Here is a 19,141-nt window from a genome sequence, read left to right as displayed (position 1 = left end):
CGCCTGCGTGAAGATCCTGCATGTCGCGCAGAAGACGAAGGGCGGCGTCGCGACGCATATGGCGCAACTCGTCGTGGCGCAGGCGGCTGAGCACGGCGTCGGCAACGTCGTGATCGTCGTCGGCGAGGACGAGAGGCACTTTTTCGAAGCGATCCCGCAATCGACCTTGCGCCTGTTCCGCAGTTCCGCGCGTCGGCCGGGCGCGTTCGCGGGCATGGCGCGGTTCGCGCACCGCGTCATCGCGGCGGAGCGGCCCGATATCCTCCACATCCACAGCACCTTCGCCGGCGTGCTGATCCGTGCGCGCTACCTGTTCATGCGCGCCGAGCGGCGGCCGGCGATCGTCTATTGCGCGCACGGCTGGGCGTTCAACATGCAGATCCCCGCGTGGCAGAAGCGGATTTACGTCGCCATCGAGCGGCTGCTCGCGCGGGTTACCGATCGCATCCTGTGCATCTCACGCTTCGAGCAGGACAGTGCCATCGCGGTCGGACTGCCGGCGGCGAAGCTGGCGATGGTATACAACGGCCTGCCGCCGCTCGATGGCGATGTGGCGCCGGCGGCGGGGTTCGAGTCCACCACGCTCAACCTGTTGTTCATCGGGCGGACCACGCCGCAAAAGGGCTTGCCGGACCTGTTCGCGGCGATGGCATTGCTTGGCGACCGGGCGATCCATTTGCACACCGTCGGCGACAGGATGGACGAAACGCGGTCCGCCCGGTCCAATATCACCGAGCACGGCTGGAAACCACGCGAACTGCTGCCGGGCTATATCGCCGCGGCCGATGCGATCGTGATGCCGTCGCGTTGGGAGGGCTTCGGACTCGCCGCGATCGAGGCGATGCGGCAGGCGCGGCCGGTGGTGGCGAGCGACGCGGATGCGCTGCCGGAGATCGTGCGCCCCGGCATTTCGGGCTATTTGTATCCGCGTGGGAACGTAGCAGCGTTGGCGGACGTTCTGGCGGGGCTTGATCGCGCTGAATTGCGCGCGCTCGGGCGGAGCGGGCGCGATCTGTTCCTGGCGGAGTTTACTGAAGAACGTATGATCGCGAAGGTTGCGCATCTCTACCGCGGCATCGCGGCCACCCAACCGGCAAAGAAAGTTGACTCTTTGTTGGATTTGACTAAGTAATACGTAGGTTTCAGATATTCAGGGAGGCAGATCATGAAGACGTTCGTTGCGATCGCAACCGCCAGTTGCATGCTCATGGCTACCTCCGCGCCCGTGATGGCCGCGCCGGTGGCGCAGCCCGCCGTCGCTATGCAGGATGCGCCGACGACCGGCGTTCGCGCCAAGCTGGTCGAGCGCGCGGCGTATACCCCGCGCAAGAAGTCCAAGAAATTCCTCGAGGTCGGCACGATTCTGGTCGGAATCGGCGCGCTGTTCGCGATCTCGACCGGGACTTGCGCCGCCGCCGGCGGTTGCTACAGCGACCACCCCGCCAGCTCCTGATTTTTCCGCGTTTTAGCGGCAGCGGATTGAACCCCGGCGATACACGGTATCGCCGGGGTTTTTCACGTCTGGACGCAATCAGGCGATCGTCGGCACCATGCCGCCCTCGACGCGGATCGCCGCGCCGTTGGTGACCGCCGCGAGCGGACTGGCGAGGAACGCGGTCATCGCGGCGACTTCCTCAGCTTCGATCAGGCGGCGGATCAGCGACAGGGGACGCAGCTTTTCGAAGAACTCGGCCTCGCGCTCGGCTTCCGACGCGTCCTTGTTGGAGACGGTCGAGCGGATGAACTCGACGATCCCTTCCGAGCGAGTCGGCCCGGGCTGCACGGTGTTGACCGTAACGCCGGTGCCGCGCGTCTGCTCGGCAAGCCCGCGCGAGATCGCGAGCTGGGCGGTCTTGGTCATGCCGTAATGGACCATCTCCGCCGGGATGAGCTGCGCGCTCTCGCTGGCGATGAAGATCACGCGGCCCCAATTGGCCTCCAGCATCTTCGGGAAATAATGGCGCGACAGACGGATGCCGCTCATCACGTTGATCTCGAAGAACCGGAACCAGTCGGCGTCGGTGATGTCGACGAAGGGCTTGGCCTCGTAGATGCCGAGATTGTTGACGAGAATGTCGACGGCGGGCACCGCCGCGATCAGCGCCTCGCAGCCCTCCGCCGTGCCCGCATCGGCGAGCACCGCGCGGGTGGCGCCGACCTTCGCGGCGGCGGCATCGAGCTTGTCCTGGGCGCGGCCGGTGACGATCACCTCGGCACCCTCGGCGGCGAGCCGCTCGGCGATGGCGAGGCCGATACCGGCGGTCGAGCCGGTGACGAGTGCCGTCTTGCCCTTGAGTTGCAGGTCCATTGTCCAAAACCTCCGTTGGAATGACGAAGGAGGAGATATGCCGGCGCGGCATTGATGATTAGCCGGCAGCAGCGCACAATAGAAGTGATCTGCGATCATGAGGGCGCGACATGGACAACCGCATCGGCGACATGCAGACCTTCCTCGCTGTCACCGAGGGCGGCAGCTTCGCCGCCGCCGCCAAGGCACTGCGCCTCACGCCATCGGCGGTGAGCCGCAGCATCGCGCGGCTCGAAGCGCGACTCGGCGTCCTGCTGGTCCAGCGCACCACGCGCTCGCTTTCGCTGACGCCGGAGGGGGAATCGTACCGCAGCCGCATCTCGGCGCTGCTCGCCGAGGTCGATGCCGTTGAACAAAGCCTCGGGCGCGAGCAGGACCGGCCGCGCGGCTTGCTGCGCGTCAACGCCGCCGTGCCATTCGGCGTGCATTGCCTGCTGCCGATGCTGCCGCGTTTCCTCGACGCCAATCCCGAGGTGACGGTCGATCTTGCCCTCTCCGACACGCTGGTCGATCTGATCGAGGAGCGTGCCGACATCGCGATCCGAATCGGCCCGTTGCGCGACACGCGGCTGCGCGCGAAGAAGCTCGGCCATAGCACGATGGTGCTGGTGGCCAGCCCCGGTTACCTCGCGCGGCGCGGCATGCCGCGCGACCCCGGCGCGCTATCGCAGCACATCTGCCTCAAGTTCAGCTTCCGCCGCAGCGTCGATTCGTGGCCGTTCCTGAGCGGCGGGCGAGTCGTGCAGCGGCCGGTCGATGGGCCGTTCCTCGGCAATTCGGGTGAAGTCGTGCGGCTGATGGCGATGGCCGACGGCGGCATCGCGCGATTGGGCCGCTTCCATGTCGCGGGGGATCTTGCCGCCGGGCGGCTGGTCGAGGTTCTGGCGGAATCCAATCCGGGCGACGGCGAGGATATCCATGCGCTCTACAGCGGGCATGACCGGCTGGCGCTGCGGGTGCGGGCGTTTCTCGACTTTCTCGATGCGGAGTTGCGCCTGGCGGAATGAGCGTCGCCCCGGCGGAGGCCAGGGCCGTTCTGAAATTTGGCGGGCGGGTGGCCTACATGCAGCGGCCTCGGCCCCTTCGACTGGCTGGCAAGCCAGCTGCTCAGGACAGGCTTCGCCGGGGCGACGATGCAATACCTTGCGCCGACGCCGCGCGCCGGTATGAAGGCGGTACTCACATGGACCCGGTGCGATTCCGGGTGGCTATTCCGGCCGCCGATCCGCCGGACAATGACAGGCGTCCGCCTCGCGACGCCTGCCTCATGGTATTTCCAATGACTCACATTTTGTCCCGCTGGCGCGGCGAATGGTTCGCCGACGCCACCGAAGCCCGGCGCGAGATGCTCGCCGGCATCGTCGTCGCGCTTGCGCTGATCCCGGAAGCGATCGGCTTTTCCGTCATCTCGGGTGTCGATCCGCGCGTCGGCCTGTATGCCTCGGTCGCGATCGCGATCGTGTCCGCCTTCATCGGCGGGCGGCCGGCGATGATCTCGGCCGCGACCGCTGCGGTCGCGGTGCTGGTGACGCCGCTGGTGCGCGATCACGGCCTGCAATATCTGTTCGCGGCGACGATCCTGATGGGCGTGTTCCAGATGATCGCGGGCGCATTGCGGCTCGACCTGCTGATGCAGTTCGTGTCGCGCTCGGTCATCACCGGCTTCGTCAACGCGCTCGCGATCCTGATCTTCATGGCGCAGCTTCCGCAGTTCGTGGGCGTGACGTGGCACACCTATGCGATGGTCGCGGGCGGGCTCGCGATCATCTACCTGCTGCCGCGCATCACCAAAGCGGTGCCCTCCCCGCTGGTCGCGATCCTCGTGCTGGCGGCGATCGGCATCGCTTTGGGGCTGCCGGTGCGGACCGTCTCCGACATGGGCCGCTTGCCGGAGGGTCTGCCGAGCCTGACGTGGCCGCAGGTGCCGCTGACGCTGGAGACGCTGCGAATCATCCTGCCCTATGCGCTGACGATGGCGGCGGTCGGGCTGCTCGAATCGATGATGACCGCGCAGATCGTCGACGACATGACCGGCACCGGCAGCGACAAGCGCCGCGAATGTTTCGGCCAGGGCAGCGCCAACATCGCCGCCGCATTGGTCGGCGGGATGGGCGGCTGCGCGATGATTGGCCAGTCGGTGATCAACGTCACCTCGGGCGGGCGCAAGCGGCTGTCGACCTTCACCGCCGGCGCGTTCCTGCTGTTCCTGCTCGCGGTGCTGGGGCCGTGGGTGGGGCGAATCCCGATGCCCGCGTTGGTCGCCGTGATGGTGATGGTGTCGATCGGCACGTTCAGTTGGAATTCGATTCCCAATTTGCGCCGCCACCCGCCGACATCTTCGGTGGTGATGCTGGCGACGGTCGCGGTTGTCGTGGCGACTCACGATCTCGCGCGCGGCGTGCTGGTGGGCGTGCTGCTGTCGGGCATCTTCTTCGCCGGCAAGGTGCGGCGGATGTTCGCGGTCGAGCGGATCGCCGACGGCGACGCCGCGACCTACCGCGTGACGGGTCAGATCTTCTTCGCCTCGGTCGATCGCTTCACGCGCGCGTTCGCCGGGGATGAGCCGGCGCCGCGCGTGACGATCGACGTGTCGGCGGCGCATTTCTGGGACATTTCGGGCGTGGGCGCGCTCGACAAGGCGGTGGCGCGGCTGCGGCAGGGCGGCGCGCAGGTCGCGGTGATCGGCTATAATCAGGCGAGCGCCGATCTGGTCGATCGTTTCGCGCTCCACGACAAGACCGGCGTCGAGATGGGCGTGGTGCCGCATTAACGCTTGCTCCCCCTGCCCGCTTTCCGCCATTCGGCGCCCATGACATTCCGTGTGGACATGGGCACCGACGCGAACGGCGGCGCGGTGACGATTGACCTTGAGGAACTGCTCGCGACGCGGCTGCTGGTGCAAGGCAATTCGGGTTCGGGCAAATCCTATCTGCTGCGCCGTCTGCTGGAAGGCAGCGGGCGCGAGGTTCAGCAGATCATCATCGATCCCGAGGGTGATTTCGTCACGCTTTCGGGGCCGTATGGCCATGTCGTGATCGAGGCGGTCGACTATTCGATCGCCGAGATCACGCGCTTCGCCGCGCGCGCGCGCGAGCATCGCTCATCGGTGGTGTTGAGTCTCGAGGGTCTCGAGATGGAGGGACAGATGCGCTGCGCCGCCGCCTTCCTGATGGGATTGTTCGATGCGCCGCGCGAACATTGGTATCCTGCGTTGGTGGTGATCGACGAGGCGCAGATCTTCGCGCCCGCCGCCGGTGCTGAAGTGACCGAGGAGGTGCGCCGCGCCTCGCTGTCGGCGATGGCGAATTTGATGTCGCGCGGGCGCAAGCGTGGCCTCGCCGGCATCATCGCGACTCAGCGACTTGCCAAATTGTCGAAGAACGTCGCGGCGGAAGCGTCGAACTTCCTGATGGGACGGACCTTCCTCGACATCGACATGGCGCGCGCGGCCGATCTGCTCGGCATGGAGCGGCGGCAGGCGGAACAGATCCGCGACCTGACGCGCGGCACCTTTCTGGGGCTGGGGCCGGCGATCGCGCGACGGCCGATCATGGTCAGGATCGGGCAGGTACTCACCTCGGCGCGCAGCAGCAGCCCGGTGCTGACGCCGCTTCCGCAAGCGCAGGGCACCGACATGCGCGACCTGCTGATGACCGAGGTCGAGGTCGACGAGCCGACCTTGTTCATGCACGCCGCCGCCAACCCGCCGCCGCCGCGCCCGGCCGCATCGGCCGACCTGATGGACAGCGTGATCGCGCGCCCCGAGCCGGTTCGCGCCGAGCCGGAGCCGGAGATCACGCCCGAGGAGCGCGAGCAGATCATCGTCGATGTGCTGCGCGCGATCGCGGAAGACCCCGAATCGGGCGGGCGCGCGGCGGCGGTGCTGTATCAGGATTTCCAGGTGCGCTGCCGGATGGTCGGGGTGCGGCGCGCACCGCTCGATCCATCGGCGTTCGCACGCCGGCTGGCAGCGGCGCGGGCGGGGATTTTCGAGGGGCTCGACGGCGAATGGGCGCAGGCGCTCGCCGTCGCGGCGACCTTGCCCGACGACATGCTCGGCGCGTTCCTGCTGGTGGCGCGCGCGGCGCGCGAGGGCACGCCCTGCCCGACCGACGAGCAGATCGCGCGAATCTACGGCACGAGTTCGCTGGGCCGGGCGCGGCGGGTGATGAGCTATATCGAGGGGCGCGACATCTTCGTGACTCGGGTGGACCTGTCGGGGCGACGATCGATCACGATTCCCGGGCTGGGCTGGACGACCGAGTCGACCGAGGCTTGAAGAAATAAGAATTCGCGCAGAGGCGCAGAGGACGCAGAAAGAAGAGATAGAGAAGAGATGTAGCGGCCGAAGGCCGCAGGAGCATGAACCGGACGACCGGCGCGCGCCGTCGCGGATCGCGTTACCGCCTCTGCGTCCTCTGCGCCTCTGCGCGAACCAGACTTCTTTAGGCCAGGTGCGACGGAAACTCACACCGCCCAGGCGGCGACGTCCTCTTCCTGTCCGATCAGCGCGAGGCCGTTGGCGATCGAGGTGAGTTCGCCGCCGCTTGCGATCCGGTCTTCGCCGAAGCGCTGGGTGAACAGCGCACGCACGCTCGGGATCAGCGAGGTCCCGCCGGTCAGGAAGACTCGGTCGATGCCGCTTTCGTCCACGCCGGCCTGGGCGAGCGCGCGGTCCACCGTCGCCTTCATCCGGGCGAGATCGGCGGCGATCCAGCCTTCGAACTCGGCGCGGGTGACGGTCGCGTCGATCCGCACGTCCTCGCCGTCGAAGTGGAAATCGGCGGCGTCGTCGCGTGACAGCGCGCGCTTGAGCTGGCCGACCGAATCGTAGAGCCGGTAACCCTGTTCCTGCTCGATGATCGCGATCATCCGCCCGATCGCCTCGGGATCGAGCGCGGAGCGTTGCAGCTTGCGCAGTTCCTCCAGCGTGCGGCGGTTGCGCATCAACGCGAGCCGCGACCAATCACTGAAATCGGCGAAATAGCCGCGCGGGATTTCGAGCTGCTTGTCGAACGAGCGATAGAGGCCGCCGAAGCCGAGGATCGGCAGTACGAGCTTGTCGACGATTCGCGAATCGAACTGGTCCCCGGCGATGCCGATGCCGGCGTGGCCCAGCGGGGTGCAGCGCTTGGGCGAACCCGGCGGCGCGACTCGCACCACCGAGAAATCGCTGGTGCCGCCGCCGAAATCCGCGACGAGGATGGTCGCGCTGTCCTCAAGCCGGGCGGCGTAGCTGAATGCGGCGCCGAGCGGTTCGTAGACGTAATGGATCTCGGCGCCGAAGCCGGCGAACATCGCGTCGTAGCGCTGCCGCGCGAGCGCCTCGTCGGGGCGCGCGCCGGCATAATGGACCGGACGCCCGACGACGACGCGGCTCGGCGGTGTGGCGAGCGCGCCGCCGGCGTGGGCCGACAGCTTGGCGAGGAACAGCTTGCCGAGTTCCTCGAAGCGGAAGCGTTTGTCGAACACCGAGGCGTGTTCGAAGGTCGCGCTGGCGGCGACCGACTTGAACGATTGCAGGAAGCGGCTGCCCTGCGGGTATTCGAGATAGTCGGCGATCGCCCACGGCCCGGCCTCATAGGCGAGGCCGTCCTCCTCCCAGAAGCACAGCGCCGAGCGGAACACCGCGCTGGTTTCCTCGGGCGCGGCGAAGTCGACCAGATGCGGCTGCCCGTCGGCACGCACGCGCGCGACGACGCTGTTGGTCGTTCCGAAATCGAGGCCGATCGCGTCTTGCACTGTGCTGTCCTCATCGGCTGGCCGGGCCGGCGGCTAATGCCGATCTGGCCGCGAAACGCAAGTGTGCTACACGTCAGCGCATGGCCGAGATCATCAACCTGAGGACCGCCCGCAAGGCGAAAGCGCGCACGCAAGCCGCCGCCACCGCCGCGCAGAACCGCACGCTGCACGGGCGCACGCTGGCGCAGAAGCGGGCCGAGGAGACCGAAGCGGAGCATCGCGAGCGCACGCTCGACGGCGCGAAAATCGCGGAATGAGGCTCGACGATCTGTTCGTGCGCTATTTCGGCAGCGATGATCTCGACTCGGTCTCGCCGGATGCGTTGCAGGCTGGCGCGGAACGGTTGCGCGTCGAGTTCGGGCTGGAGACCGATCGCGGGCGGCGCTTCGGCATGTGGGCGCTGATGCAGATGCTGGGGGTGGCACCCGATCTCGACGTGGCGTTCAAGGATGCGGCTGACCGCGATGCGGCGCGGACGCTGATGGAGCTGTCGGAGCGGGCGGAGGAATAGCTCTCCCTGCTCTCAAAACGTCATGCCAGCGCAAGCTGGCATCTCCCCCTGGCTGTCGCAGCGCCCGCCCCAGAGAGACCCCAGCTTGCGCTGGGGTGACGACGCGGGAGGCGTCACGCCATTTCGAGGATCACCGCGTCCACCGCGAGGCTTTCGCCCGGCGCTGCATTCACCGCCTTTACCACACCGGCCTTTTCAGCGCGCAGGATGTTCTCCATCTTCATCGCCTCGACGACCGCGAGCGGCTGGCCGGCTTCGACAGAATCGCCTTCGGCCACGTAGAGCTTCTGGAGCAGCCCCGGCATCGGGCAGAGCAGGAACTTCGACAGATCGGGCGGCACCTTGACGAGCAGGTGCCTGGCATAGGGCGCGACATGCGCGGGCAGGACGCGGGCGATGTGGATCGCGCCGCGCGCGTTGAGCCGGAAGCCGGTGCGGGTCTTCGCGATCTTGACGAACAGCGGCGTGCCATCAACCTCCGCCTCGATCACGCGGTCGCCCGGCGTATATTCCATCGCGATGTCGATCTCGGTGCCGTCGACGGTGATCGCATCCTCCGACACCGCGACCGTGTGGTCCTTGCCCGCGATCCGCACCACCCAGTCGGCCGGCGGATCGAGCCGCTGGCCGAGCTGGCCGTCGGTGCGGCGGGCGCGATCGGCCTCGGCCGTCGCCGCGAATGCCGCCACCGCCGCCAGGTCGGCGAGCAGAGCGGGCGCGGCCGGCGCGCCGGTGAAGCCGTCGGGATATTCCTCGGCGATGAAGCCGGTGGTGATGTTGCCTGAGCGGAAGCGATCGTGCTGCATCAGCGCCGACAGGAAATCCAGATTGTTGCCCGGCCCGTCGATCTCGAACCGGTCGAGTGCGGCGATCTGGAGGTCGATCGCGCCCTCGCGGGTGTCGGCATGAGTGATGAGCTTGGCGATCATCGGATCGTAGAACATGCTGACCTCGCCGCCTTCCGTCACGCCGTCATCGACGCGGACGTATTCGGCGCCCTTCTGCACCGGGCCGTAGGCCGGGCGGTCGTCGGCGGGCGGATCGTAATGGACGAGCCGGCCGATCGAGGGAAGGAAGCCGCGATACGGGTCTTCGGCATACACGCGGTTCTCGATCGCCCAGCCGGTCAGCGTCACGTCCTTCTGCTGGAAGGGCAGCTTCTCCCCGGCGGCGACGCGGATCATCAGCTCGACCAGGTCGAGCCCGGTGATCGCCTCGGTAACGGGATGCTCGACCTGAAGCCGGGTGTTCATTTCGAGGAAGTAAAAGCCCTTCCCCGTCTTGTCCGCGCCCGACACGATCAGCTCGACCGTGCCGGCGCTGTAGTAACCGACCGCGCGGGCGAGCGCGACCGCCTGCTCGCCCATGCTTTTACGCATCGCGGGCGTGACGAACGGCGAGGGCGCTTCCTCGACGACCTTCTGGTGACGGCGCTGGATCGAACATTCGCGCTCGCCGAGATAGACGATGTTGCCGTGCTGATCGCCCATCACCTGAATTTCGATGTGGCGCGGGCTTTCGATGAACTTCTCGATGAAGACGCGGTCATCGCCGAAGCTGGCGAGGCCTTCGCGTTTGGTCGCCTCGAAGCCTTCGCGAACGTCCTTCTCGCTCCAGGCGAGCCGCATACCCTTGCCGCCGCCGCCGGCCGAGGCCTTCATCATCACCGGATAGCCGATGTCGGTGGCGATCTTCACCGCCTCCTCGGTATCGGCGATCTCGCCGAGGAAACCGGGGACGACGTTGACGCCCGCCGCCTTGGCCAGCTTCTTCGATTCGATCTTGTCGCCCATCGCCGCGATCGCTTTCGGGGGAGGTCCGACGAAGGCGATGCCGGCCTCGGCGCAGGCACGCGCGAAGCTCTCGCGTTCGGAGAGGAAGCCGTAGCCGGGGTGGATACAGTCGGCGCCGGTTTCCTGGGCGGCGAGCAGGATCAGTTCGGCCTTGAGATAGCTCTCCGCCGCTGGTGCCGGCCCGAGCCGAACCGCCTCGTCCGCCATCAGCACGTGCGGGGCGCGGGCGTCGGCGTCCGAATAGACCGCGACGGTGGCGATGCCCATCGCCTTGGCGGTGCGCATCACGCGGCATGCGATTTCGCCACGGTTGGCGACCAGGATTTTCTTGAACATTATTGCCCGGACCTCTCAAGTACCTGCTTGACGGCCCGTCGTGCGAGCCAATGACAGAAAACCAACGTAAAGACGGCGTAGAGCGAGGCCGGAACCGAATTGGCGAGCATCACCATCCAATATGGCGCAGCGTCGATGCCGGCTATCGGATTGATGATCGACCAGAACCAGGCAATGCCCTCCCAGTAAATCGCAGATGCTACTGCGAACAGAATTGAAAGACGGCGAACTCGTATCATTCGTTAGCCATCAGCCCCTTGAGCTGGAGCCGCCGCGCATTGGTGAGCGCGGTCTTGCACTGTGCGACGATCAGCGCCTGCCGCACGTCACCGGCGTGGACGCCGCCTTCGACCCGGCAGGCGGCATCGCGATAGCTGATCCACGCGCGCTGGCTGGTGAGCAGCGCGTCGGCATAAGCGAAGTGGCTGCGGCGGTGGTCCTGCGCGTCCTTGCCCTTCATGAAGGCGTTGGTGATGCGCCACTGGTTCGCCATCGCGCTATCGGCCGCTTTGTAGTCGGCGAGCGCGCGCTGGGTCTGCGGGCCGGGCGTGGCGGTCGGTTTGGGTGTCGGAGGCGCCGTCGCGGCGGCGAGCGCGAACATCAGCACGCGGTGCAGCCCCCCGCCGACGCCTTCGCGGCGCGCGCCGGCTCCTCGCCCTGCATCGCGACGACGCCGAGCTTGGCGAACAGCGCGGCGTCGGCGCTGTCGCCGCGATTGCCGGTGGTGAGCAGCCGATCGCCGGTGAAGATCGAGTTGGCGCCCGCCATGAAGCACAACGCCTGCGTGGCCTCGCTCATGCTCTCGCGGCCCGCCGACAAGCGCACCATCGATAGCGGCATGGTGATGCGCGCGACCGCGACCGTGCGGACGAATTCGATGTCGTCGATCTGCGCGAGCGGGGTGTCGGCGAGCATGTCGCCGAGCACGGTGCCCTTGACCGGCACGAGCGCATTGACCGGGACGCTCTCGGGGTGGCGCGGCAAGGTGGCGAGCGCGTGGACGAAGCCGACGCGATCCCCGCGGGTCTCGCCCATGCCGACGATACCGCCGCAGCACACGTTGATGCCCGCCTCGCGCACGTTCTCCAGCGTATCGAGCCGGTCCTGGAAGGTGCGCGTGGTGATGACCTCGCCGTACTTCTCGGGCGAGGTATCGATATTGTGGTTGTAGTAATCGAGCCCGGCGTCGGCGAGCTGCGCGGCTTGGCCCGGCGTCAGCATGCCGAGCGTCATGCAGGTTTCCATCCCCATCTGGCGCACGCCCTTCACCATCTCGACGATGGCGGGCATGTCCTTGTCCTTCGGGTTGCGCCACGCCGCACCCATGCAGAAGCGCTGCGAGCCGGCGTCCCGCGCCTGCGCCGCCGATTGCAGCACCGCGCGGACGTCCATCAGCTTCGACGCCTTGAGCTCGGTTTCGGCCGAGGCGGACTGGTTGCAATAGCCGCAATCCTCGGGGCAGCCGCCGGTCTTGATCGACAAGAGCGTGCAAAGCTGCACCTGCGAGGGGGTGTGGTGCGCGCGGTGGACGGTCTGCGCGCGGAACATCAGTTCGTCGAACGGGAGCGCGAACAGGTCGGCGATTTCGGCGCGGGTCCAATCCGTCCTTACGCTCCCCTCCCTGGAAGGGAGGGGCTGGGGGTGGGTCGGTGTGGGGGGTACGGACTCGTTCTCCAACGAGCCGATCCACCCCCGGCCCCTCCCTTCCAGGGAGGGGAGATCAATGACATCACGCATTACGCAACTTCCTCGACTGGTGGCATATTGTGCCCGAGCAACTTCAACACCTCGCCCGCGGCGTCCACCAGATTCGTGCCGGGGCCGAAAATCCCCTGCACGCCCGCATCGCGCAGGCCCTGATAATCCTGCGCCGGGATCACGCCGCCCGCGATCACCTTGATATCGCTGCGCCCGGCCTCGCGCAGATGGCCGATCAGTTCGGGAATCAGCGTCTTGTGGCCGGCGGCGAGGCTGGATGCGCCGACCACGTCGACATCGCTCGCGATGGCGAGATCGGCGGCTTCCTTGGGCGTCTGGAACAAGGGCCCCGGCACCACCTCGAAACCGAGATCGCCGAACGCCGAGGAGACGAGGTTGGCGCCGCGATCATGCCCGTCCTGCCCCATCTTGGCGACGAGCAGGCGCGGACGGCGGCCCTTGGCGCGCGTGACCGAGCCGACGCCGTCGATCAGCCCCTGCCACTTGGCGTCGTCGCCATATGCGCCGCCATAGATGCCCGAGACCGGGGTCGGCTTGGTGCCGTAGCGACCGAACACATCCTCCATCGCCTGGCTGATCTCGCCGAGCGTGGCGCGCTGGCGGGCGCATTCGACCGCCAGTTCGAGCAGGTTGGCGGTGCCGCGCGCGCCCTCGCGCAGCGCATCGAGCGCGGCCTGGCATTTCGCCTCGTCGCGACCCGCCTTGGAGGTCTTGATGCGCGCGATCTGTGCCTCGCGCACGGCATGGTTGTCGACATCGAGGAAATCGATCGGATCTTCCTGCGCCAGCTTGTACTTGTTGACGCCGACGATCACGTCCTCGCCGCGATCGACGCGGGCGGCGCGGCCGGCGCTCGCTTCCTCGATCATCGCCTTGGGCCATCCCGCCGCGACCGCCTTGGCCATGCCGCCCTCGGCCTCGACGCGCTCGATGATTTCCCACGCCTTGTCGACGAGCTGCTGAGTCAGGCTCTCGATATAATAGCTGCCGCCGAGCGGATCGACGACCTTGGTCATCCCCGTCTCTTCCTGAATCACGATCTGCGTGTTGCGCGCGATGCGGGCCGAGAAATCGGTCGGCAGCGCGATCGCCTCGTCGAGCGCGTTGGTGTGAAGGCTCTGCGTCCCACCGAGCATCGCCGCCATCGCCTCGATCGTGGTGCGCATGACGTTGTTGTAGGGGTCTTGCTCGGTGAGGCTGACGCCGCTGGTCTGGCAGTGGGTGCGCAGCATTTTCGAGCGCTCGTCCTGCGCGCCCAATTGCGTCATCACGCGGTGCCACAGCACGCGCGCGGCGCGCAGCTTGGCGATCTCCATGAAGAAGTTCATGCCGATCGCGAAGAAGAAGCTGAGCCGTCCGGCGAACTTGTCGATATCGAGGCCCGAGGCGACGCCGTATTTCACATATTCCATGCCGTCGGCGATGGTAAAGGCAAGCTCCTGCACCTGCGTCGCGCCGGCTTCCTGCATGTGATAGCCGCTGATCGAGATGCTGTTGAACTTGGGCATCTCGCGGCTGGTGTAGCCGAAAATGTCCGAGATGATCCGCATCGAGGGTTCGGGCGGGTAGATGTAGGTGTTGCGGACCATGAACTCCTTGAGGATGTCGTTCTGGATGGTCCCGTCGAGCTGCGCGCGCGGCACGCCCTGCTCCTCGCCCGCGACGATGAAGAAGGCGAGGATCGGGATCACCGCGCCGTTCATCGTCATCGAGACCGACATCTGATCGAGCGGGATGCCGTCGAACAGGATCTTCATGTCGTCGATCGTGTCGATCGCCACGCCGGCCTTGCCGACATCGCCGGTGACGCGCGGATGGTCCGAGTCATAGCCGCGGTGCGTGGCGAGATCGAACGCGACCGACAGGCCCTTCTGCCCGGCCTTGAGGTTGCGGTGGTAGAAAGCATTCGATGCCTCGGCGGTCGAGAAGCCGGCATATTGGCGGATCGTCCACGGCCGGCCCGCGTACATCGAGGCGCGCACGCCGCGCGTGAACGGCGCGAAACCGGGCAGGCCGGGGTCGAGATCGGCGACGTCCTCGGCGGTGTAGAGCGGCTTGACGTCGATCCCCTCGGGCGTTTGCCAGGTGAGATCCTTGCCCTTCACCTCTTTCGCGGCGGCGGCGGACCATTGGTCGAGCGTGGGTTTATCGGTCACCGCTAATACTCCGTTCTTTCCCGCGCATCCGGACCCGTTCGCCCCGAGCGAAGTCGAGGGACAGGCCCCGAGCGCTGTCGTTCGTTGCCCATGCCTCGACTTCGCTCGGCACGAACGGTTGAGCGAGGCACCAGATCACAGCGGAATGTTGTCGTGCTTCTTCCACGGATTCTCGAGGCTCTTGTTCTTGAGCTTGCGCAGGCCGAGCGCAATCCGCCGCCGCGTGGAATGCGGCTGGATCACCTCGTCGATGAAGCCCTTGCTCGCGGCGACGAACGGGTTGGCGAAGCGCGCCTCATATTCGGCGGTCTTCTCGGCAATGCCGTCGGCGTTGAGGCCGCGGAAGATGATCTCGACCGCGCCTTTCGCGCCCATCACCGCGATCTCGGCGGTCGGCCAGGCGTAGTTGAGGTCGCCGCGCAGATGCTTCGAGCTCATCACGTCATAGGCGCCGCCGTAAGCCTTGCGCGTGATGACCGTGATCTTGGGGACGGTCGCCTCGCCATATGCGAACAGCAGCTTGGCGCCGTGCTTGATGATGCCCGAATGCTCCTGCCCGACGCCGGGCAGGAAGCCGGGCACGTCGACGAAGGTGACGATCGGGATCTCGAACGCGTCGCAGAAGCGCACGAACCGCGCCGCCTTCTTGGACGAATTGATGTCGAGACAGCCGGCCAGCACCATCGGCTGGTTGGCGACGATGCCGATCGTGCGGCCTTCGATCCGGCCGAAGCCGGTGATGATGTTGCCCGCGTGCGCGGGCTGGACCTCGAAGAAATCGCCTTCGTCGACGGTTTTGCGGATCAGCTCGTGCATGTCGTAGGGCTGGTTGGCGGAGGCCGGGATCAGCGTGTCGAGGCTGTCCTCGATCCGGTCCCACGGGTCCGACGTAGGCCGTTCTGGCACCGGCGACTGGTTCGACGACGGCAGGAAATCGATGAAGTCGCGCGCGGCGAGCAACGTCTCGATATCGTCTTCGAGCGCGAGATCGGCGACCGAGGATTTGGTGGTGTGGGTGATCGCGCCGCCCAGCGCCTCCTGCGTGACGACCTCGTTGGTGACGGTCTTCACCACGTCGGGGCCGGTGACGAACATGTACGACGAATCCTTCACCATGAAGATGAAGTCGGTCATCGCCGGCGAATAGACCGCGCCGCCCGCGCACGGCCCCATGATGAGGCTGAGCTGCGGCACCACGCCGCTCGCCAGCACGTTGCGCTGGAACACCTCGGCATAGCCGGCCAGGCTGGCGACGCCCTCCTGGATTCGCGCGCCGCCCGAATCGTTGATGCCGATAACGGGGGCGCCGACCTTCATCGCCATGTCCATGACCTTGCAGATCTTGGTCGCGTGGCGTTCGGACAGCGAGCCGCCGAACACGGTGAAATCCTGGCTGAACACGAAGACGAGCCGGCCGTTGATCGTGCCCGATCCGGTGACGACGCCGTCGCCCGGCACGATCTGGTCCTGCATGCCGAAGTCGGTGCAATTGTGCTCGACGTACATGTCATATTCTTCGAACGAGCCGTGATCGAGCAGCACGTCGAGCCGTTCGCGCGCGGTCAGCTTGCCCTTGGCGTGCTGGGCGGCGACGCGCTTCTCACCGCCACCGGCTTTCGCGGCGGCGCGCTTGCGGTCGAGTTCGGCGATCGTTGCGGACATCAGGGTCTCCTGTAGGCATGCCCTCTCTTCGCGCTCGGCGGCGTGCGCGCAACTGTGATCTTGCAAAGTTGTGCGAGACCCGTTTGCAAACTATGCGATACCCAGCCCGTTCGCCCTGAGCCCGTCGAAGGGCGTGTTCCAAGCGGTACCGCCTGGGGCACGTGCTTCGATAAACTCAGCACGAACGGCAGGGGAATTGCAGCCGGACGGAATTGATGGCGACCAGACGAATCTATGCCGGCCACGAACTGCGCGCCTTGCGCGACCGGCTCGGCATCAGCCAGGCGGCGATGGCGGCGCGGATCGGGCTGTCGGTGAGCTACCTGTCGCAGATCGAGAGCGGCCACCGCCCGCTCACCCCGCGCGTGCTGGCGGCGTTGTCGAGCGAGGCGCCGGCGCATTGGGCGCCGCTCGACCCCAACGACGATCGTCGGCTGTTCGCCGAAGCGCTCGACGCCGCCGCCGATCCGAGCGTGCCCGCCGAACCGATCGACGAGGCGACCTTGCGCCGGGCGACGCAGCAGCAGCCACGCCTCGCCCGCCGGCTGGTCGCCACGCACCAGGCGCTCCTGCGCGCGCAGGAGCAGTTACGTATCCTCGACGATCAGCTCGATTCGAGCGCGAGCGCGACCGACCATCTGCCGTGGAACGCGGTGCGCGACTGGTTCAACGACGCCAGCAACTATGTCGACGCGATCGACCGCCGCGCCGAGGCGCTCGCCGCACGGATCGACGATCGCGACCCGGCGGCGGCGATCGCCGCGCGGCTACACACGGACTACGGAATCGCCACCGAATATGTCGATGCGCCCGATCTGGTACGCGCGTTCGATGCCGAGGCGCGCGTGCTGCGGATCGACGGCGGCCAGCCGCCCGAAACGATCCGCTTCGCGCTGGCGGACCGCTATATGCGGCTCGCGGCGACCGATCTGGTCGCCGAGATCGTCGATACGTCCGACATCGGTTCCGATTCGGGGCGGCAATTGCTGACGGCGGGCCTGTTCAACTATGCGGCGGGCGCGCTGCTGATGCCGTATGAGGTGTTCCGTACCGCCGCGCGCGCGATGCGCCACGATATCGACCGGCTCCGGCGCCGGTTCGGCACCAGCTTCGAACAGACCTGCCACCGCCTCTCGACGCTGCAACGCCCCGGTGCGCTCGGCATTCCGTTCTTCTTCTGCCGCGTCGACATGGCGGGCAACATCACCAAGCGTCATTCTGCGACGCGGCTCAAGTTCGCGCGGTTCGGCGGCGCGTGCCCGTTGTGGATCGTCCACGAAGCCGTGGCGATTCCCGACCGAATCCTCGTCCAACTCGCCGAGACGCCCGACGGGGTGCGCTATATCTCGATCGCGCGCGGGCTGGTGAAGCCAACCGAGGATTATGGTCAAGTGCCGCGCCGGTACGCGCTCGCGCTTGGCTGCGAGGCGTCGTTCGCGGCGGATTTCGTGTATGCCGACGGCCTGCGCATCGACGGCGCGGCGACGCCGATCGGCACCTCCTGCCGGATCTGCACGCGCCGCGACTGCGATCAACGCGCCTTCCCGCCCGCCGCCGGGCGGATCGTGGTCGATCAGGACCGGCGCGGCGCGGTGTCGTATGAACTGGAATAAACTGCGTGGTTCCTTCGGCTTTCTCGGGCGAACGGCTCGGCGCGTGCGCAGCACTCCTTGACCCTCGTCATGCGCCTCGCGCATAGCGGCGCGATGGATCGACCGATTGAAGATTTGACGTTCGAGGATGCGCTACGCGAGCTCGAAACCATCGTTTCGCAGCTCGAGACCGGCACCGCGCCGCTCGACGAGGCCATCCGCCTCTACGAGCGTGGCGACCGGCTACGCCGCCGCTGTGCCGAGCGGCTCGACGCCGCGCAGGCGCGGATCGAGGCGATCCGGCTCGACGCGGAAGGACGCCCCGCCGCCGTGCAACCCTTCGCTGCGAGTTCCTGATGATCCCGCTTGCCCCCCTTTCGCTCGGTGATGCCCTTGCCGAAGTCGGTGCCGATATCGATGCGCGATTCGATACATTGCTCGCGCTACCCGACGATCCGCGCCGCGACCTGTACGCGGCGATGCGCCATGCCGCGATCGGCGGCGGCAAGCGGCTTCGCCCGCTGCTGACCTACGCCACGTCACGGCTGTTCGGCGTCGATCGCGACTGCGCGGGCCGTGCCGGTCTCGCGATCGAGTGTATCCATGTCTATTCGTTGATCCACGACGATCTGCCGGCGATGGACGACGACGACATGCGCCGGGGCAAGCCGACCGTCCACAAGCTCTACGACGAGGCGACCGCGATCCTCGCCGGCGATTCGCTCCACGCGCTCGCTTTCGAGGTGCTGGCCGATCCCGAGACTCATACCGATCCGTTCGTGCGAAGCGAACTGGTGCTCGATCTCGCCCGCGCCGCCGGCCCCGCCGGTATGGCGGGCGGACAGATGATGGACATCGAGGCGGAGAAATCGAGCTTCGACCTGCCGACGATCACGCGGCTTCAGGCGATGAAGACCGGCGCGCTGATCGCCTGTTCGGTCGAGGCCGGCGCGATCCTCGGGCGGCTCCCCGCTGAGGGCCGTGCGCACCTGCGCGGCTATGCGCGCGACATCGGCCTCGCCTTCCAGATCGCCGACGATATCCTCGACGTCGAGGGCGACGAGGCGGCAGTCGGCAAGAAGCTTGGCAAGGATGGCGACGCCGGCAAGGAGACCTTCCTGTCGCTGCTCGGCCTGCCGCGCGCGCGCGAACAGGCGCGCATGCTGGTCGATCAGGCGATCGCGCATCTCGGCAGCTACGGCGCCGAGGCCGATCTGCTGCGCGACATCGCCCGCTTCATTCTGGAGCGCGACAGATAATCGTCGCCCCGGCGGAGGCCGGGGCCGCTGCAATGTGAGGCAGCCGGTTCGTACCCCTTCCAG

The 19,141-nt window shown here is 67.0% G+C and carries 17 protein-coding genes and 1 other annotated feature; of the genes, 10 read left to right on the top strand and 7 right to left on the bottom strand.

The window, feature by feature from the left end; translation table 11 throughout:
• Nucleotides 1-7: 7 nt before the first annotated feature.
• Both J0A91_RS08885 and J0A91_RS08880 read left to right on the top strand, forming a co-directional pair.
• Nucleotides 8-1,132, top strand: coding sequence for a glycosyltransferase (locus tag J0A91_RS08885; protein WP_069204614.1), 1,125 nt, complete (start codon nt 8-10; stop codon nt 1,130-1,132).
• Nucleotides 1,133-1,165: 33 nt separating this feature from the next.
• A complete protein-coding gene (locus J0A91_RS08880) occupies nt 1,166-1,453 on the top strand; it encodes a hypothetical protein (protein ID WP_069204613.1) in 288 nt (95 codons plus the stop codon).
• Between the two features lie 78 nt (nt 1,454-1,531).
• Here the strand turns inward: J0A91_RS08880 and J0A91_RS08875 are convergent, their stop codons facing one another.
• Nucleotides 1,532-2,308: an SDR family NAD(P)-dependent oxidoreductase gene (locus J0A91_RS08875; protein WP_069204612.1), complete on the bottom strand. Its 777-nt coding sequence runs from the start codon at nt 2,306-2,308 to the stop codon at nt 1,532-1,534.
• A 110-nt stretch (nt 2,309-2,418) separates the two neighbouring features.
• On the opposite strand from J0A91_RS08875, the gene J0A91_RS08870 reads away from it, so the two are divergent.
• From J0A91_RS08870 to J0A91_RS08860, 3 genes are all read left to right on the top strand, one after another.
• Nucleotides 2,419-3,315: a LysR family transcriptional regulator gene (locus tag J0A91_RS08870; protein WP_069204611.1), complete on the top strand. Its 897-nt coding sequence runs from the start codon at nt 2,419-2,421 to the stop codon at nt 3,313-3,315.
• 175 nt (nt 3,316-3,490) lie between these two features.
• Nucleotides 3,491-3,546: a sequence feature (sul1 is cis-regulatory element that is thought to sense ions involved in sulfur or methionine metabolism; They are found in Alphaproteobacteria), on the top strand.
• Between the two features lie 41 nt (nt 3,547-3,587).
• On the top strand, nt 3,588-5,078 hold the full coding sequence (locus tag J0A91_RS08865) for a SulP family inorganic anion transporter (RefSeq protein WP_069204610.1): 1,491 nt from the start codon (nt 3,588-3,590) through the stop codon (nt 5,076-5,078).
• A 39-nt stretch (nt 5,079-5,117) separates the two neighbouring features.
• Nucleotides 5,118-6,587, top strand: coding sequence for an ATP-binding protein (locus tag J0A91_RS08860; protein WP_069204609.1), 1,470 nt, complete (start codon nt 5,118-5,120; stop codon nt 6,585-6,587).
• A 188-nt stretch (nt 6,588-6,775) separates the two neighbouring features.
• Here J0A91_RS08860 and J0A91_RS08855 read toward each other — a convergent pair whose 3' ends face one another.
• A complete protein-coding gene (locus J0A91_RS08855; protein WP_069204608.1) occupies nt 6,776-8,050 on the bottom strand; it encodes an Hsp70 family protein in 1,275 nt (424 codons plus the stop codon).
• Between the two features lie 80 nt (nt 8,051-8,130).
• Here J0A91_RS08855 and J0A91_RS08850 point away from each other — a divergent pair, with 80 nt between their 5' ends.
• Together J0A91_RS08850 and J0A91_RS08845 are read left to right on the top strand one after the other, a co-directional pair.
• Entirely contained in the window at nt 8,131-8,307 is a 177-nt protein-coding gene (locus J0A91_RS08850; protein ID WP_069204607.1) for a DUF4169 family protein, read from the top strand.
• Entirely contained in the window at nt 8,304-8,561 is a 258-nt protein-coding gene (locus tag J0A91_RS08845; RefSeq protein WP_069204606.1) for a hypothetical protein, read from the top strand. Before J0A91_RS08850 ends, J0A91_RS08845 begins: the two co-directional genes overlap by 4 nt.
• Nucleotides 8,562-8,674: 113 nt before the next feature.
• Here J0A91_RS08845 and J0A91_RS08840 read toward each other — a convergent pair whose 3' ends face one another.
• The 5 genes from J0A91_RS08840 to J0A91_RS08820 all read right to left on the bottom strand — a co-directional run bounded on the left by J0A91_RS08840 (nt 8,675) and on the right by J0A91_RS08820 (nt 16,227).
• Entirely contained in the window at nt 8,675-10,693 is a 2,019-nt protein-coding gene (locus tag J0A91_RS08840) for an acetyl-CoA carboxylase biotin carboxylase subunit (RefSeq protein WP_169833223.1), read from the bottom strand.
• Between the two features lie 232 nt (nt 10,694-10,925).
• Nucleotides 10,926-11,291, bottom strand: a complete 366-nt coding sequence (locus tag J0A91_RS08835) for a lysozyme inhibitor LprI family protein (RefSeq protein ID WP_240502286.1) — start codon at nt 11,289-11,291, stop codon at nt 10,926-10,928.
• Complete coding sequence (gene bioB / locus J0A91_RS08830; RefSeq protein ID WP_240502243.1) at nt 11,291-12,427, bottom strand: biotin synthase BioB; 1,137 nt, start codon at nt 12,425-12,427, stop codon at nt 11,291-11,293. The genes J0A91_RS08835 and bioB overlap by 1 nt, the downstream gene beginning before the upstream one ends.
• Nucleotides 12,427-14,565 (bottom strand): methylmalonyl-CoA mutase, encoded by a 2,139-nt coding sequence (scpA, locus tag J0A91_RS08825; protein WP_069204602.1) that lies wholly within the window; start codon nt 14,563-14,565, stop codon nt 12,427-12,429. The genes bioB and scpA overlap by 1 nt, the downstream gene beginning before the upstream one ends.
• 135 nt (nt 14,566-14,700) lie before the next feature.
• On the bottom strand, nt 14,701-16,227 hold the full coding sequence (locus tag J0A91_RS08820) for an acyl-CoA carboxylase subunit beta (protein WP_069204601.1): 1,527 nt from the start codon (nt 16,225-16,227) through the stop codon (nt 14,701-14,703).
• Between the two features lie 215 nt (nt 16,228-16,442).
• Between J0A91_RS08820 and J0A91_RS08815 the strand changes: the two genes are divergently transcribed.
• The 3 genes from J0A91_RS08815 (at nt 16,443) to J0A91_RS08805 (ending at nt 19,078) form a co-directional block, all read left to right on the top strand.
• Nucleotides 16,443-17,840 (top strand): helix-turn-helix domain-containing protein, encoded by a 1,398-nt coding sequence (locus J0A91_RS08815; RefSeq protein ID WP_069204600.1) that lies wholly within the window; start codon nt 16,443-16,445, stop codon nt 17,838-17,840.
• A 93-nt stretch (nt 17,841-17,933) separates the two neighbouring features.
• The gene (locus J0A91_RS08810) at nt 17,934-18,176 is read left to right on the top strand and encodes an exodeoxyribonuclease VII small subunit (RefSeq protein ID WP_069207173.1); all 243 of its coding nucleotides are present in this window, start codon (nt 17,934-17,936) and stop codon (nt 18,174-18,176) included.
• A complete protein-coding gene (locus tag J0A91_RS08805; RefSeq protein ID WP_069204599.1) occupies nt 18,176-19,078 on the top strand; it encodes a polyprenyl synthetase family protein in 903 nt (300 codons plus the stop codon). Before J0A91_RS08810 ends, J0A91_RS08805 begins: the two co-directional genes overlap by 1 nt.
• The last annotated feature ends 63 nt before the right edge of the window (nt 19,079-19,141 follow it).

This window comes from Sphingomonas panacis, assembly GCF_001717955.1.
Taxonomy (GTDB): Bacteria; Pseudomonadota; Alphaproteobacteria; order Sphingomonadales; family Sphingomonadaceae; genus Sphingomonas; species Sphingomonas panacis.
This window is presented reverse-complemented; position numbering and strand designations above follow the sequence as displayed.

Bases quoted from the DNA above. Each gene is read 5' to 3' on its own strand.
- J0A91_RS08880 (WP_069204613.1), top strand. From the start codon at position 1,166: ATGAAGACGTTCGTTGCGATCGCAACCGCCAGTTGCATGCTCATGGCT.
- J0A91_RS08875 (WP_069204612.1), bottom strand. From the start codon at position 2,308: ATGGACCTGCAACTCAAGGGCAAGACGGCACTCGTCACCGGCTCGACC.
- J0A91_RS08870 (WP_069204611.1), top strand. From the start codon at position 2,419: ATGGACAACCGCATCGGCGACATGCAGACCTTCCTCGCTGTCACCGAG.
- J0A91_RS08865 (WP_069204610.1), top strand. From the start codon at position 3,588: ATGACTCACATTTTGTCCCGCTGGCGCGGCGAATGGTTCGCCGACGCC.
- J0A91_RS08860 (WP_069204609.1), top strand. From the start codon at position 5,118: ATGACATTCCGTGTGGACATGGGCACCGACGCGAACGGCGGCGCGGTG.
- J0A91_RS08850 (WP_069204607.1), top strand. From the start codon at position 8,131: ATGGCCGAGATCATCAACCTGAGGACCGCCCGCAAGGCGAAAGCGCGC.
- J0A91_RS08845 (WP_069204606.1), top strand. From the start codon at position 8,304: ATGAGGCTCGACGATCTGTTCGTGCGCTATTTCGGCAGCGATGATCTC.
- J0A91_RS08835 (WP_240502286.1), bottom strand. From the start codon at position 11,291: ATGTTCGCGCTCGCCGCCGCGACGGCGCCTCCGACACCCAAACCGACC.
- bioB (WP_240502243.1), bottom strand. From the start codon at position 12,427: ATGCGTGATGTCATTGATCTCCCCTCCCTGGAAGGGAGGGGCCGGGGG.
- J0A91_RS08820 (WP_069204601.1), bottom strand. From the start codon at position 16,227: ATGTCCGCAACGATCGCCGAACTCGACCGCAAGCGCGCCGCCGCGAAA.
- J0A91_RS08815 (WP_069204600.1), top strand. From the start codon at position 16,443: ATGGCGACCAGACGAATCTATGCCGGCCACGAACTGCGCGCCTTGCGC.
- J0A91_RS08810 (WP_069207173.1), top strand. From the start codon at position 17,934: ATGGATCGACCGATTGAAGATTTGACGTTCGAGGATGCGCTACGCGAG.
- J0A91_RS08805 (WP_069204599.1), top strand. From the start codon at position 18,176: ATGATCCCGCTTGCCCCCCTTTCGCTCGGTGATGCCCTTGCCGAAGTC.